The organism is Vibrio chagasii (assembly GCF_002954585.1).
In the GTDB taxonomy this organism is placed as follows: domain Bacteria; phylum Pseudomonadota; class Gammaproteobacteria; order Enterobacterales; family Vibrionaceae; genus Vibrio; species Vibrio chagasii_A.
Window position 1 is genome coordinate 651384 of record NZ_MSCI01000001.1, and the last position, 16161, is coordinate 667544.

Here is a 16161-nt window from a genome sequence, read left to right on the forward strand (position 1 = left end):
AATATCGAAAATCAAGAATAGACGATGCTTTTTGTTTTCTGCTCAAGGTCGACTAGAGAAGGCCAAGAGATCACTTTCTCATTCACTTTACTTCCGCACGGCGCATTCCACACCTGTTCCAGTTCTTGTTTTCCGCCAATAGCTTCATAAAACGCTATAGCTTGGTGGTTTTCCGACATCACCTCTAGGTAAAGCCCGGAATCAGAATAGTATTGTTTTAAGCGTTGAGACAATTCAGACAACAATCGTTTACCTAAACCACGGCCACGATAATTACTGTCTACGTGCAATGAATCAATGAACGTTCCCCGTTCAAAATTGTGATTGCCAAACGCACAGACAAAACCAACCAGTAAACCGCCTTCCTCGAGCAATAGAACATGTTGGTTAAAAGGTGGATTAATCAGACGAGTCTGCCAAATAACAGATCTGTCCTCCAAAACCTCATGTTCTAGGTAATCATCAGCAAGAATGCCACGGTAATAAAGCTTCCAGCTATCCGCATGTAATTGGGCAATCCGCTCATAATCTTTATATTCAGCTATTTTAATTTCCATTTATTAGCCCTTAGTACTTCCATTTATGACTTGCTACTACATTTCACACTACCTTTATACAATATTTAAGCAAAACATACTAATACACGTTTACACTTTCAATATTGACTTACACGTGTACGCTGATATTCTAGCGCACAGATGTAAGCTCAATGGGAAAATTGCTAATGACTAGTGCCGACAAACCATCAACAAAAAAGCCGCCGTTAATCTGGCTCAATATTTTTATATTCTCTTTTAGTATGCTGCTTGCTGTTGTTGCGGCTCCCGTTTATGGCTACTTTTTTGGCTATGGAATGGAACACTGGGTATGGCTAGCGATCTGTTTTAGCTTCTGTAACCTTTCTATCACGACTGGCTATCACCGCTTGTGGTCACACAAAGCATTTGAAGCACATTCGAGCCTAAGATTCCTATTTGCTTTAGGTGGCGCCTTTGCCCTACAAAACAGCGCTCTGCACTGGTCTTCAGACCACCGTGTTCACCACAAGCATGTCGATAACAACGACAAAGACCCATACTCTGCAAAACGTGGTTTTTGGTACTCACACATCGGCTGGATGATTCGCAACTACAACACGTCTATCTATAAAGATCACGAGAACTGTCGTGACTTGAAGAAAGACAAGATCGTAATGTGGCAGCACAAGCACTACATTCTCCTGGCGCTTATCATGAACTTTGGTGTGCCGATCGCACTAGGTCTGATCTATGGAGATGTGATTGGCATGCTGTTGATCGTAGGTGCGGTTCGTTTGGTACTTAACCACCACACAACATTCTTCATTAACTCTCTTGCGCACATCTGGGGTAGCCAACCGTTTACCGACAAGAACACAGCACGTGATAATGGTGTACTTGCTGTACTTACTTTTGGCGAAGGCTACCACAACTTCCACCATATCTTTGAGAATGACTACCGTAACGGCATTTACTGGTGGCAATATGATCCAACGAAATGGTTGATTAAGAGCGCTTCGTTAATGGGTCTTACAAGTAAGCTTAAGAAAACACCACAAGCACGTATTGAAAAGGCCGAAGCTGCAATGTTATTGAAGCGCACACAGCAGAAGATCATGCATCGTGCAGATAACATTCAGATTGCAGAAAAACTACAGGCAGAGTTTGATTCTCTCGTCTCCAATATGAACGATTACTACGCCGTTAAAAAGCAACTGTTAGAAAGCAAGCGTGACGATGTCGTTAAGAAGTACGAACACTCTTTACTTAAAGTCCGTTACCAGCAGATCAAGATGAACTTCGAACAGCAAAAGAAAAATTGGGCGATGACGGTTGAGCAGTACGCTTAAAGTAAAGGAGCGCGCTTAACACACCAGTAACAATACTGTTTGGTTCTTATTCGAAGGCCCTCATGCAAAGCATGAGGGCTTTATTAATCTACAGGTCTAATTAAATATCTGAATTTAGAGCTTTTCTTTAAATCATAAACACTGGTTCCAGTTGTCACATTTTTGATGCAATACCATGTATTATCGCAACGCTTCGCGTGATCATCGTCACTTACAACTTAACCCTCGTCTCATACCATGCGCGTCCAAAAATTCTTTCAAGCAACTAGCGGATCCATTTTATGAAATTGTTAAAAACATCTATCGCGTTTGCCATCTCTTCTGCGCTTTTGATTGGTTGCAGCAGCGATACCGATTACGTTCAACCTGAAGAAGTAAAGATCGCTACTTATAACCTGTCTTTTGATCGTGCCACCTTCCAAGATCTTGTAACGGAAATGCAGATTGAACCAAGCGCTCAAGCAGTACTTGTATCTGACTATCTCAACAACACAATTAGTGCGGCTGACAAAGAGACGGCGGCAAAAGTGATTCAAATCCGCAACGTAGCAGCCGTGATTCAAAAGAATCGACCTGATGTACTGATGATGGCCGAATTTAATAATGACGGTACTGGCACGAACAAGTCAGCACTAGAAGGCCTCCAGAAAAACTACCTTTCTGTTGCTCAAAGCCTTGACGGTGCGGGCGGTGAAGCGAACCTAGAGCCAATTTCATACCCTTACTTTGAAAGTTACGCTACCAACACGGGCTTATTGAATGAATTTGGCTTTGACCTAGACAACGACGGCAACCCGGGCACCTTACCTGGAGATGCGTGGGGCTTTGGCTTATATCATGGCCAATACGCTTTTGCTTTGATGTCTAAATATGAAATCGACACGGCAAACACTCGTACATTCCAAAAATTTAAATGGAAGGACCTAGAAGGATCAACGATCCCTACCATCACTGTATGTGATGACCCGAGTAAATTTCCAACAGGCATGACATGTGGTGATGAATGGTACACAGCACAAGAATGGTCAGAAGTTCGTTTGTCTTCAAAGAATCATGTCGATGCACCTATTCTAATTCCGACTAAAAATGGTACTGAAACCGTTCACTTACTGATGTCTCACCCTACTCCTCCTGCTTTTGATGTGGGTAAGAACATCGAGCAAAACGCAGCAGAAGTCGATTTCTGGTACCAATACATCCAAAACAAATCGTACATCTATGATGATTCTGGAAAAACTGGTGGATTAGAGCAAGGCAAACACTTTGTTATGATGGGCGACCAAAACCTAGATCCAGTAGATGGCGATGGCATAAGCTCTGTTATGCAAAGCTTGCACAACGACTCATTAGTTAATCAAAAAGTCACCAACGGCAGTCTATATCCTACTAGTTATGGTGCAGCTGAACACGCGGTCGATAATTCATTACCTCACCCACAGCCAAACCGTATCACTTCGACATTTGGTCTTGCGGTCGATTACGCACTGCCTTCAGCAACACTTAACATCGTTGACTCTGGTGTTTACTGGTCAGCTTCTTATGAAGAAGGGCGTAAGCTATTCAATGACTCACGAATTGGTGATTATGGTAACGGCAAGGACGTATCCTCTGATCACCGAATGATCTGGGTAAAGGCTGATTTCAGTAACTAGTTCTTTTACCTTTAAGATGCCCGACTTATTGTCGGGCATTTTTATGGGCGTAACTCACCAATAGTCTAGTCATCGCCAAAAGGATTATGGACACCAATAACCATAGTCATTGGATGCCTCGATTCTTTTTCTTTGATTCATAGATACTTATATTATCCGGACCAATAGATTAATTGCCCAGGAATTCACAATGACCACGCTAACTATTATTGCGACAATTGTCTGTAAAGAAGAGAACATTGAATTCGTAAAATCAGAGATGATCAAACTAATCGATAAAACCCGCGCTGAAAAAGGCTGTATCAACTACGACCTCCATCAAGACAACAGTAACCCGGCGCACTTTGTGTTTCATGAGAATTGGGAGTCAGAGGCTCTGCTTGAAAAGCATCTAGAAAGTCAGCATATCGCAGACTACGTTGCGGCGACTGAGGGATGTATCGAATCATTCGTTATTAATCGAATGACACACATCGCCTGATACGCGGTTTACTACTGATTCATCAACAAGCCCTGCTACTAAAGCAGGGCTTCGTTCTTTCTGGTGACTTTCACTTTTCCGAGTAGATTCAGCACCGTCCTCTCTGCACTGTCTTTCACCTGTCGCCTTCAAAAACGAACCTCACTACAAACAAATATTCCTAAACTGATATCAAGCAACCTCACGAAAGATCAATCACATTCATTTAAATACTGTTCGCGACCTTTGACCATAAAATGAGCGGCAAATGACAAAAATAACCGTCGACAGGAATGTAGATGAATACCAAACAACATGAGGACGCGGTCAGTGAAGTGGCCATGTTCAATCAACACCTTCACTTAATCCAATCTGTTCATACCATTCCGACGCCAAAAGTGAATTGGGAGTCGATGGCTATGGAGCCCGCACCTGCAATGCCAACTGTTCGCTTCGACCACAAAGTCAAAGCTATGGAAGCGCTCGATGATTACAAACCTAATTGGTTGGATATGTTATTGGGGAATAAATAAAAGCTGCATGCTCTTACTAAGAACGTTGAACGCGCTGCAGAACAAGATATTGAAGATTACAAAACTGAGTTTGTGCATTGGGTACAGAACTACAGTTACTGGGCCAAGAAGAACCAGCTTTCAAAGGGTGTTCTGAATAACGATAGCGAAGCCAAACTGACCGCTCTTTCAGAAGCACAACAGAATCCTATCAACGCCTCGGTAGTCGACACAAAACTGATCAACCATAACTTTAATACTTACAAAAATGGTCATCTGTTAGAAATCAATATTCAGGTGAATAAGGATAATGTCATCCCTAAAGAGAGAAAAGTGCTGTGCCAAGGTGAGGTAAAACTAGAAAGCCTATCCATACCTGAAAGCAATACCCTATATCGAGAATATGTATGTAGCTGTGTTCTTAAATGTGCTCAGGACTCTTTCAATGTATTGCCTGAATCAAGTGTCGTGATCAATGTTGAACAGGTTTCAGCGGGTCAATCCAATGAAACTATTCTATCGTGTCATATTGAAAAAGGGTTACTCGAGTTCTTATTAATTGAAGATGACAAGCCCTCAGAGATACTCGAATTCTTCGTACACCTAGAAGATTTTAATCCTCATCGAGGATGACGGTTTCTCAGCAATTCAAACCATCTTCTCTCCTTTACCTATCGCGTCGTAATTCGCTCGAATTTCCGATTTACTCTCTGACAACTCACATGGCTAACACGTTGTTAGCTGTGTGAGACCACGAATAAACTTACTAGCTATGTCGACTTACTCTATTTCAACAACAAATCACCCTTCAACTAATACAACTCTAGGCAGGCGTTGTTTCAACACCTTACCTTTGGTCGCTTTGGTTTTATCGACACAAGTATTCGCAGAAGAGACCGACCTTGTCGATGAGCCTTTACTCAATGAAGAACAAGAGGACGAATCCCCTTTCACGACGTTAACTAAATTGGGGTTTATATACTCTCAAAACACCAGTTCATCCTTGTCTATCAATTCCGGGATATCCGTAGGCTACAAAAAGGAAAATTGGGGACAACGCGTGCAGTTCGATACTTATTACACGGATGCTGAAAATGATGAAGATGGAACGAATCGCTATACCACTAACTATGGGGTTAGCTATGACTTGAATGACGTCACCTATTTAGTTGCAACAACACGTTTTGAACACGATCACTATGGCACCTATCGTAAGCAGTTCATTACCGCTACCGGGCTTGGTCGCCATTTCTACGAAACCGAGAGAATCAAGCTTCAGGCGTCTGCGGGTCCGGGTTATCGAATCAGTAAACGCCAATCTTCTGATGAAGAGTTTCCAAACAAAGAAAACTACGAACTTATTGCTAATACAAGTATCGATGGCTCCTTAACGCTCACTAAAACGTTCTCTATGGGTGCTACGGCTAACATGGCCTATGGTGAAGAAAACACGAACTACAACCTTAAAGGCTATCTAAAGAACATTCTGATGGGTAACTTAGCGCTCACCTTCGACACTGAATACATCTATAACACCACTGTTGCCTCAGACCAAAGCAATAGCGAGATCTATAGTTCAATGAATCTAAACTACGATTTCTAACCATACTGTTTGCTCTGCCCCCTAACCTCGCAACGCCGGATAACAAAAGGCCCTCACAGTGAGGGCCTTAAAGTATCTAAAAACGATTAACTTCTATCTCTGATATACCATTACGCTGTTTTTGACCTCAAGCGTGCTAGCACATCCATCTGCTTTAAGTTTGCCATCCCAACATACGCGACAGGTACCAAAAACAGTGAGAAGAAAGTTCCGACCGTTAAGCCGCCCACCAATACCAAACCGATGTTGATACGTCCCAGAGAACCAGGCCCATCGGCCAAGGCTAGCGGAAATGAACCAAGGATCATCGTCAGCGACGTCATTAAGATAGGTCGTAACCTTGAACGTGCACTGCTGATCGCGGCTTCTTTTGCACTTGCGCCTGATTTACGTTTCTCATTGGCGAATTCCACCAATAGGATACCGTGTTTCGTCACAAGGCCCACCAGCGTCAGTAAGCCGATCTTCGAGTAGGTGTTGAGGCTTTGACCAAACACCGATAACGTCAAAATCGCACCAACAATACACAGAGGAACGGTCAGCAAGATGATCAACGGGTCGACAAAACTTTCAAACTGCGCAGCCAAGATCAAGAAGATGAAAACCAACGCCAGTACGAATAGCACCTGCGCACCTGCCGTAGAATCCACAAGGTCTTTGACAATACCGTTGAACTCGTAACTCTGTGCTGGTTTTAATAGACTTGGCACCGTGTCATCGATATATGCTTTTACATCACTTGCGGTATATCCCGGCATAAGATCAGCGGTAATTTCAGCGCTGTCTTGTCCCATGAAAGTCTTAAAGTTCGATTCCGATGTTACTTGCTTGATGGAAACAAACTGAGATAGAGGAAGCCTTTGTCCCGATTGTGAATCCACATACAATTTATCCAAAACTTTGAAGTCACCAAGATCCTTCAGGTTCACTTGCACTTGGATTGGGTATGTATAGCCATCATCCGCTTGTAAATCGGCAGCTTTCACTGAGCCCAAGAAAGTCGACAGCGCGTTGGTAACATTGCCGTAATCCACCCCAGATAACACAATTGCATTGCGGTCAATCGATAAGTCATAGCGCAGCTGGTCGCGTAGCATTGAGTTTTTAACATTAGTGACACCCTCATAATCCTCAAGAGCCTCTACCACATTGCTCGCTGTGTCAGACAAAGCGCCGGTATCACGATTCACAGTTGTAAGCTCAAGAATCATGTTGGTCGCAATATTCAAGTTATCCGCTGAGCGAACCTTGAAAGACATACCATAAGCAGAGACTGAACTTTGCGCTTTAGCAATAAACTCATTCACTAATTCATCTGCAGACTGTTCACGTTCTCCCCATGGTTTTAGTAGAACGTGATTGGTCGGCGTACCTTCAATGTAAGACAGGTTCGCTTCAACTGAATCATCGCCTTTAAATACGCTGTTTAACTGTTCATTGTTATCAAGGTGATATTGACGACCAACACCCGTTGGTGGTGTTGAGGTAACCTCTACAAAACCGGTATCTTCTGTTGGCAACAGTACTTGAGGCATCTTCCAAACGGCCAAAGCAGACAACGCAATAAGCATTAAAGCGATACCGCTCATTAGTGCTTTACGATCAAACCACTTACCGAGCTCTTTAGTGTATCGGTCAGACAACACATTGAGCTTAGCATCAACTTTTTGATACCACTTTGCAGGCGTCGAGACAGGCTTAATCAAGTAAGCACTCATCATCGGTGATAGCGTTAACGCGACAAACCCTGAAATGATCACAGCAGCTGCAAGTGTGAAAGCAAATTGCCTGAACAGATCGGCGGTCAGGCCAGCCATCAAGCCGATTGGCAAATAAACAACGGCCAAAGTCAATGTCATGGCAATTACTGGGAAGACGATCTCTCGACACCCTTTAATCGCAGCGTTGAACGGGGTCTCACCCTCTTCGATATGACGATAACAGTTTTCCGCGACAACAATCGCATCATCAACCACTAGGCCTATCGCCAGAATGATCGCCAAGATAGTCAGGACATTGATACTAAACCCAAGTAAATGCATCACCGCAAATACACCAATCACACACACAGGAATGGTAATGATCGGAATAGAAGCAACGCGAACAGAGCCAAGGAAAAGAACAACAACGGCGGAAACAAGAACAATTGCCTCAACTAAAGTCATAAAGCCTTCGTCAATAGCCGCTTTGATAAAGTCAGCTTGGTTATAAACCATTTTCATCTCGATGCCTTCAGGCAGTTGAGGCTGAATTAGGTCGATTTGCTTTTTAACTTTATTAGCAACCGTTACTGGGTTTTCGCTTTTAAGAGGCAAGACCTGAATCGACATTGCTAAGTTGTCGTCAACACGAAGAATACTTGGCGTGAGGCTTTCTTCTCCCATTTTGACTTCAGCGATATCGCCAATACGAATGATCTTTCCATTATCGACACGTACCACTAAGTCTCGGACATCATCAACGCTGGTCACTTGATTAACCGGGTTAATAGAGAAATCTCGAACCTGACCTTTAATAGTACCCGCGGTAAATGTCGCATTGTAAGAACTCAGCGTACCTACCACATCAGAAGCACTCATGTTGAGCGCCATCATGCGATCAGGTTGAAGCCATACCCTCACCGCTTTTTGGCTACCACCGTATGGTCCCCAAATACCACCGACACCTTGAATATGTTTAAACTGAGGTACAACTTGTTGGCTAATGTAGTCGTACATATCTTGTTTAGACATTTTGCCAGTGTTCACAAACGTGATGATATTACTTGGCATACTGGTGTCTGATGAGTCGTCAGTGACCGTTGGTTTATCGGTCATGCTAGGCGGGAAATCGCTAATGGCTTCAACACTACTGCGAAGATTGTTCATCAGGCTTGTGTATTCAACGTCATCAACATCATCTTCGAAGATGATTTTTAAATTACAGGTGCCTTCCTGACAATCCGTAGTCATAGTCTTTACACTATCAAGACCTGTAGCAGCAGTAATTAACTTGTCCGCAACATTGCGCGACATAAATTCTGCACTTGCACCATTAATCGCAGCCGTTACTGTTGCTGAAGGTGTTTTGTGTTCAGGGAAATACTGAATCGATAGCTTCTGAAATGACAACATGCCAAGTAGTACGATGGCGATGCTCAACACTGAAGCAAAAACAGGATGCTTAATACAAATCTCAGGAAGCTTCATTCGTGCTCTCCTTCGTTATCGCTTCCTTGCTGTTTGATGGACCGTTTTGCTCAGCAGTCACCTTAGTTTTGTTGGCTGCATTTGGCTCTTCTTCTGAATCTTTTGACCCGTCAGTCCAATCAACCGTCGGCTCCACTGGATATTGTTCATCAAGTAGTGTCTCAGTGGTTTGTTCAATAGGTTCAGTTACCTTTTGAGGCATCAACTCTACTGTTTTTTGCTCGACATTCGGGTTCATAACCTTAACCAAAGAAGCTTTCTTTAGGTTTTGCTGGCCCGTAACTACTACGTTATCACCCAGCTGTAACCCTTTTTCGACAACGACATATCCATCATTAGTATTTACACCGAGCTCAACGATTCGTTGTTCAATGTTGTTTCCATTGACTACCCAAACGAAACGCTCTGCATCTTTAGCTTGGACCGCATTTTGAGAAACAACCATTTTCGTTGAATCTTCACTGGTCATTTGGCTCACCTTGGCAAACATGCCCGGAACCAAGCGATGCTCTGGATTGGTTACGTGCGCGTGAACCTCTACTCGACCTGAGCTTTCGTCAACAGCCGGAGCAATGTAGTCTACGACGCCAGAGAAAGCCTCATCAGTAAATGCATCAACTTGGATCGATACATTCTGTCCCAGCTTTGCATTACCAAGATCCGATTGCCCAATTGAATACTGGACTTCAACTGGATCAAGCTTGATCAAACTAACCAAGGCCGTTGAACTATCAATTTTGCTACCCACAGAGTGGTTGAAGTTCGTTAGCTGCCCATCAAAAGGCGCTACCAATAGATAGTCATTCATTAGTGCTTCTTTCTGACGGAAGTCAGCGGCCGCGAGATTCGCTTGTTCTTTTAGCTCTTCAACGTCTTGCTGAGACATTGAATCCGGTTGCTTTTTCAGTAGCTCTTGTACTCGCTTTAATTTTGACTTTGCAAGCGCCAACGAGCTTCTAGCTTTATCTAAATCGGCTTTCGCTTTGGTGTTATCTAGTTGAGCAATCAGCTCACCTTTCTTAACCGAGTCTCCATCTTTGAAATGGATTTCGAGAATTTTATCGGAAGCGCTAAAGGTCAATGCAGCAGAATCTGTTGCTCTAATTTTGCCAACTTCGTTGATTGAAGAAGTGAATGCTTGTTTGTGAGCCTTTTCAATGGTCACTGGAATCAGGGGCGAGTCTTCGGCAAATGTGGGAGTGATATGTAAGGCAAACAGAGCCAAAAAGATTGTTTTACTAAGCTTTGTAAATTTCATTTTTAATAACCATAACCGTCAAATTCATCTGAATTAAACGTTTTTCTAAGCAGCTATTTTTTACTTAATGAGCTTCCAGCTATTTAAATAATACTAAAACAGCTAATAATGAGAATTGGGCTCAACTCACTGTCGAGCCCAGCAATGTTTATATGATTCCTAAAGTTTTCGTTCTAAACTCCAAAGTAAAAGTTAAAAACGATGTTGATATTGAACACCAAGTAAAACAGCGTCAGCGCTCGCAACTGCCGTTATATTGGAACTTGTTCCTAGAACCTTCGTCAGGCTTTCGTCAATATTTTGTGATTCTCCAATTATAAAACCAGTACCTACATCAATAGATGTTGACATCCGTGAAGTGGTAAGTTCCGCCAACAGTCATCCTGTAACGAGTGGAGATTTACATCTGGTATCGATAAATAGGTTAACTTGTCGGTTGGAGAGATGTCATACAAGTAACCCGCTCATAAAACGATATCTTTCGACATTGTGTAAGTACCACCCACCGAGACGTGCCCCGCATCGAGAGATTGATCAGCGAGTGTTTCTGTATTTCCTATCATCAGCGTGTAGCTCACATTAGAAATATCGATACCACTATCCATAAAAACTGCACCAACAGATAACACTGGTTGTTCGATGTACGCTATGGCTGCACTATCCGATTGGTTCTCATGAATCAGAGCTCCTTAAATTTTTATCTCAAAACCTAACGAGGTGAACACGCTACAAGCCCTGATTGAATAAGTTTGGGTATCTAAAGGTACTTGCTTTGAAGATAGAAGCCTAATGCAAGCCATCCCAGTCTGAAAGAAAGTACTAGAAGATAAGAGTGGAATGATCATGCCACTCAGCGTGGCAAAGGATTTAGATTTGCAGGTCAAGAAACCTAAGATAAAGAAGGTGGACTTCGTAAGATTCAAGCGCAAGTAAAGCAAGATTCACAACAAACACTAAAAGCGGTTCCGATAGAAGAAGCAACACGAGAAACCACAACTCCTACGAAAAAGAACAGTAACATGCTGACGTTGGTTGGGGTATTTATTGTTGTAGCCTTGTTATCCCAGTATCTATTTTCTTACTTAGATCGAAATATCTTAGCTGAAAGACTAACAGGGAAGCACTTTACCTCTTGTAAAAAAGAAACCGACGAGTTCACATTTAAAAACTTTATAACGTAACGCATTACGAATATAAGGGACGCAAGTTCATCATCGATAATTCAGGAAAACCTTTGAGCCTCCATAGCGAATTTAAGTAACTCAGCGTGGCATGATACATTTCTGCAAGAAAGTAATGTGTGCTGATCTGCCAGCCTATTCTAATTAGGAACCAGAGTTGAACATCATTAGATATCATCACTCTCTAACTAAACAATCCTTGTAGCCTCATTTCTGACGTCGAGCTTTCTTCAATCTACTCAATGTCAAAAATACACCTTTCTCATTAATTACCCAGCACAACTTGTGAATCCAAATTATTTATAAATGGAAGTCACCATATGCAGCAAAACTACACAAAGGTGATCCAAGTAATATTTTAGCGATCGATAATATTTGTTTATTAACATCTAAACAACAGCAGTTATTCATGATTTATAACCAGAATTAACATCGAAAAAAATGTTTGTCTTAGATCATATCAACATCAACTATGCCTCGTGCCATAGTACAGTTTTCGGTACATTCATTGTCATATTCTGAAACAGTTTCTTGTATTTTTTAAACTTTGCGGAGATTTCGATGTTAGAACTCTTGATCGGACTAGTGGTTACCATCGCTGTAGGTTACTTTATTGTAAAAGGCTATAAAGCAGCCGGGGTTTTGTTAACTGCCGGCCTTGCTCTTCTTCTTATTACCGGCCTTATTGGTCACACAGTCTTACCAGCTAAGATAGCTTCAACAGGTAACATGGTTACCGATTCATTAGAATTCGTTAAGTACATGCTTCAATACCGTGGTGGCGGTCTAGGTATGCAGATCATGCTTCTATGTGGTTTCGCTTCTTACATGACTCACATAGGCGCAAACAATGTTGTTGTGAAACAGTTTTCCAAACCCCTATCTGTTATCAAATCTCCATACGCGCTTCTTGTTGCTGCTTACATCGTGGCGTGTCTGATGTCTCTGGCGGTGAGCTCTGCTACTGGCCTTGGCGTGTTGTTGATGGCTACCCTATTCCCAATGATGACAGCGATGGGTATTTCTCGTCCTGCAGCGGTTTCAGTATGTGCATCTCCAGCAGCAATCATTCTTTCTCCAACATCTGGTGACGTGGTTATCGCTGCAGAAAAATCAGGGCTAGACTTAGATGTGTTTGCGGTTCAAACGGTGCTACCGGTGTCAATCTGCGCCATTATCGTAATGGCAGCTGCAGCTTTTTTCTGGAACAAGTACCTAGATAAGAAAGAAAACACGCCAATGGAAAAAGTTGATGTTTCTGATATTGAAACAACAGCGCCTGCTTTCTATGCGGCGCTTCCGTTCCTACCTATTATCGGTGTTTTCCTATTCAATGGCCGTACTATTCCAGGTCTTAAGTTAGACATATACACTATCGTAGTTGGCTCAATTTTCGTTGGTGCCCTTGTTGATTATATTGTAAAGAAATTCGATGGCGAAAAGACGCTAGAAGACCTAGATTCTTGTTACCAAGGAATGGCGGATGCATTTAAAGGCGTTGTAATGCTGTTAGTTGCGGCTGGCGTATTTGCTCAAGGTCTAATGTCTATCGGTGCAATTGATAACCTAATCGGTCTTGCTGAATCAGCGGGTGCTGGCGGCATCGCACTTATGCTTATCCTCACAGGCCTAACGGTTGCTGCGGCAATTGCGACTGGCTCTGGTAACGCACCTTTCTATGCTTTCGTTGAGCTTGCGCCTTCACTCGCTGCAAAGATGGGCCTAAACCCTGCATTCCTAATTATCCCAATGCTTCAAGCATCAAACCTAGGTCGTACTATCTCTCCAGTATCTGGCGTAGTGGTAGCAACTTCAGGCATGGGTAAAATCAGCCCATTTGAAGTGGTGAAACGTACATCTGTACCAGTCATCTGCGGCCTTATTACTGTTATATTCGGTACACTTGTTCTAGTACCAATGGCTGTTTAAGTCTTTAATAGTTATATAGATATGTAATGCCCAAATAAAAGGCGCTGAACTTAATAAGTTCAGCGCCTTTTTTTATATCACTCTGAAACCTTTTACAGTTATCGAGAGTCGGATTGAATAGTACGGCTTGAAATAGTGTTATTTCAAAAGAACAAGCCCTACTTAATTTCACCATAGCGTTCTAAGTAAAGAACGGTTGCAGCTGTACGAGAAGGTACTTGCAGCTTTTTCAACAAGCTCTTCATATGTACCTTAACTGTCGATTCAGAAATGAACAAATGATCGGCGATCTGCTTATTACGGTAACCTTTCGCAACTTCTTGCAGGGTCTGCATTTCACGCTCAGTTAACTGGTCAAAGATATCATTGCGACTCGCGGCATCATTTAAATAACGAGCAACTACGCTGCTATATGCATTGTCACCACCGTATGCTTGTTTGAGCAACTCAATAAGCTCATCAGGCTCAGTGTCTTTCAATAAGTAGCCATCAGCCCCCGCTTTTACGAGCGCTTCAATATCTGCTGGGCTATCAGATACCGTAAGAATAACGATGTTAGCACTAGAACCATCAGTACGAAGGGCTTTCAATGTATCTAGACCAGACATGCCCTTCATGTTCAGATCAAGCAAGATCAAATCAGGTTCTTCTTCATGAGCAAGAGCAACCGCTTCAGTGCCGTTACTTGCTTCTGCGATCACTTCGAATTCGTCTTCAAAGCTCAGTAATTGGCTTATACCTCTTCGCATCAATGGATGATCATCAACCAGCATTACTTTACAAATCGTCAACTTTAACTTCCTTCAAACTTTTATATTTCAATATGACTGTACAGCCTTTACCTTGTGCCGCTTCAATCGTTAAGTCGCCATTCAGTCTTGCCGCACGCTCCTGCATAATGCTCATCCCATAGTGGTTCACCTTGGAACCACTTGAGTCAAAGCCATCGCCATTATCTTTTATCACGACTAATACTTCACCGTCCTCATCAATACAGCATACATCTATCAAGTCAGCATTGGCGTGTTTTATTGCGTTTATTGTTGCTTCACGAATCAATTGAAGCAAGTGAACCTGACTGTGCGCATCAAGTTCGATAGATGAAAGATTGTTAGTGAGGTTAATCTTCGCATCTGTTCTTTCGCTGAGCTCTTCAAGCATGCTGCTTAAAGCATCTCCGAAATTACCCTCTTTTATCGTCAACCTAAAGGTTGTGAGCAACTCTCTTAATTGAGTATAGGCATCTACTATACCGTTGCCGATTTCCGACGCTATTTGTTCAGATTGCTCTCGATGCTGCTGTTCTGGCAATTTGCCAATCACGCGCTTCAACAAAGTCACTTGGATTTTCAAATACGACAGTGACTGAGCTAGCGAATCATGAAGCTCGCGGGCAATGGTTGCACGCTCTTCCATAATAATAAGCTGCTCAGCCTTCTTTTGAGCACGATTGTAGTAGATCGCTCTCGATAGTAGTTGAATGAAGCTTTCGATCAGAGCTTTAGTTGAGTGCCCGTGGTGGTAAGAACAATACAAATAGCCGAGAATGAGCTCGTTATCGCCCAACTTCATTTCAAATTTTTCGTAATCTTGGCTTGGATCGTAACCTTCATCCAGAATCAACGGTCGACCCGAGTTGTCTACGATCTCTAATCGCAAAGATTCGATACCCTCTAAACTCACAAGGTTCTGCAATATCGCCCTAAAGTTTTCAGGTGTAATACGCGCAACCGTAAGCTCTTGTGATGAATTATAAAGTGCCTGCAGCGACTGGTTAGCGTTTAGCAGCTCAATCGTCTTCGCATCCACCACATCTTCAAGGTTTCGATAAAGCACACCTAAATCTTTGGCCATCGAGTTGAAGGTTTTGGTCAAAATGCCCATTTCGTTGTTACTGGTCACCTTGAGCTCTACCTCGAAGTCGCTGTTTTTGATTCTTTGGCTCGCACCGACAAGAGCATGTAGCGGTTTAACAACCTGTTTACGTACAAAATGAACAACAAAAAGAGATATGACGAGAATTCCGCCTAAACCGATACCACCAGCCCATGCCAGTTTTATCAACTTATCTTCTGAGAACTCTTGCAGTTTAAAAACGAAGCCATCTATTTCAACCACGAAATTCTCAACCAGTACGAGATAGTGTTTTCTGTCCGCACTATTCAGTACGCGTTTCAACTCATGCCAACGGCCAATAATTAGGTAGTAGTCTTCTGTGATATCCGTCGGTACATCCCAACTCACCAACCTAGTCATCGATGGCGAATAAAGTGAACGTTCAAACTCGCGGATGTGGGAGCCGAAATCAGCAGATTCTATTTGAATATCATGAGCTAACCGATAGCTTTGCATACGCATTGAGCCGGCCACGTTGACGGCTTCCGCATCGTTCAGGCTTGAAGCTAAAGTAAAGATAGCAAAACCTGTAGTAGCAACGGACAACAGCAATATCCAGAGTAAAGATTTTGCTATTGTACTCGTCACTGATGAGGTTGGTCTCATGCGCAAAAG

At 42.7% G+C, this 16161-nt stretch carries 10 protein-coding genes and 3 pseudogenes; 7 read left to right on the top strand and 6 right to left on the bottom strand.

Annotation, left to right across the window (positions count from 1 at the left end; all coding sequences use genetic code 11):
• Positions 1-11: 11 nt before the first annotated feature.
• Complete coding sequence (locus tag BTO10_RS03185; RefSeq protein WP_105023546.1) at positions 12-557, bottom strand: GNAT family N-acetyltransferase; 546 nt, start codon at positions 555-557, stop codon at positions 12-14.
• A gap of 167 nt (positions 558-724) precedes the next feature.
• Here BTO10_RS03185 and BTO10_RS03190 point away from each other — a divergent pair, with 167 nt between their 5' ends.
• From BTO10_RS03190 to BTO10_RS03210, 5 genes and pseudogenes are all read left to right on the top strand, one after another.
• Positions 725-1867 carry an acyl-CoA desaturase gene (locus BTO10_RS03190; RefSeq protein WP_105023547.1) on the top strand — a complete coding sequence of 381 codons (1143 nt, stop codon included), beginning with the start codon at positions 725-727 and terminating at the stop codon, positions 1865-1867.
• Positions 1868-2148: 281 nt separating this feature from the next.
• The gene (locus BTO10_RS03195; protein WP_105023548.1) at positions 2149-3519 is read left to right on the top strand and encodes an endonuclease/exonuclease/phosphatase family protein; all 1371 of its coding nucleotides are present in this window, start codon (positions 2149-2151) and stop codon (positions 3517-3519) included.
• A 190-nt stretch (positions 3520-3709) separates the two neighbouring features.
• Positions 3710-4000, top strand: a complete 291-nt coding sequence (locus BTO10_RS03200; RefSeq protein ID WP_105023549.1) for a putative quinol monooxygenase — start codon at positions 3710-3712, stop codon at positions 3998-4000.
• A gap of 278 nt (positions 4001-4278) precedes the next feature.
• Positions 4279-5176: pseudogene (locus BTO10_RS03205) on the top strand (hypothetical protein).
• Between the two features lie 87 nt (positions 5177-5263).
• Complete coding sequence (locus BTO10_RS03210) at positions 5264-6094, top strand: DUF481 domain-containing protein (protein WP_258096979.1); 831 nt, start codon at positions 5264-5266, stop codon at positions 6092-6094.
• Positions 6095-6204: 110 nt separating this feature from the next.
• Here BTO10_RS03210 and BTO10_RS03215 read toward each other — a convergent pair whose 3' ends face one another.
• The 3 genes and pseudogenes from BTO10_RS03215 to BTO10_RS03225 form a co-directional block, all read right to left on the bottom strand.
• Positions 6205-9282: an efflux RND transporter permease subunit gene (locus BTO10_RS03215; protein WP_105023550.1), complete on the bottom strand. Its 3078-nt coding sequence runs from the start codon at positions 9280-9282 to the stop codon at positions 6205-6207.
• On the bottom strand, positions 9269-10540 hold the full coding sequence (locus BTO10_RS03220) for an efflux RND transporter periplasmic adaptor subunit (protein ID WP_105023551.1): 1272 nt from the start codon (positions 10538-10540) through the stop codon (positions 9269-9271). Before BTO10_RS03220 ends, BTO10_RS03215 begins: the two co-directional genes overlap by 14 nt.
• A gap of 192 nt (positions 10541-10732) precedes the next feature.
• A pseudogene (locus BTO10_RS03225) lies at positions 10733-11064 on the bottom strand (outer membrane protein transport protein); the annotation flags it as partial.
• Between the two features lie 134 nt (positions 11065-11198).
• Here BTO10_RS03225 and BTO10_RS23905 point away from each other — a divergent pair.
• Together BTO10_RS23905 and dcuC are read left to right on the top strand one after the other, a co-directional pair.
• Positions 11199-11801 (top strand): annotated as a pseudogene (locus tag BTO10_RS23905) (winged helix-turn-helix domain-containing protein); the annotation flags it as partial.
• A gap of 481 nt (positions 11802-12282) precedes the next feature.
• Positions 12283-13650 (top strand): anaerobic C4-dicarboxylate transporter DcuC, encoded by a 1368-nt coding sequence (dcuC, locus tag BTO10_RS03235; protein WP_105023552.1) that lies wholly within the window; start codon positions 12283-12285, stop codon positions 13648-13650.
• Between the two features lie 158 nt (positions 13651-13808).
• On the opposite strand, the gene BTO10_RS03240 is transcribed toward dcuC, so the two are convergent.
• Both BTO10_RS03240 and narQ read right to left on the bottom strand, forming a co-directional pair.
• Positions 13809-14441, bottom strand: a complete 633-nt coding sequence (locus tag BTO10_RS03240; RefSeq protein ID WP_063525159.1) for a response regulator — start codon at positions 14439-14441, stop codon at positions 13809-13811.
• A complete protein-coding gene (narQ, locus tag BTO10_RS03245) occupies positions 14428-16152 on the bottom strand; it encodes a nitrate/nitrite two-component system sensor histidine kinase NarQ (protein WP_374955514.1) in 1725 nt (574 codons plus the stop codon). Before narQ ends, BTO10_RS03240 begins: the two co-directional genes overlap by 14 nt.
• Between the last annotated feature and the right edge of the window lie 9 nt (positions 16153-16161).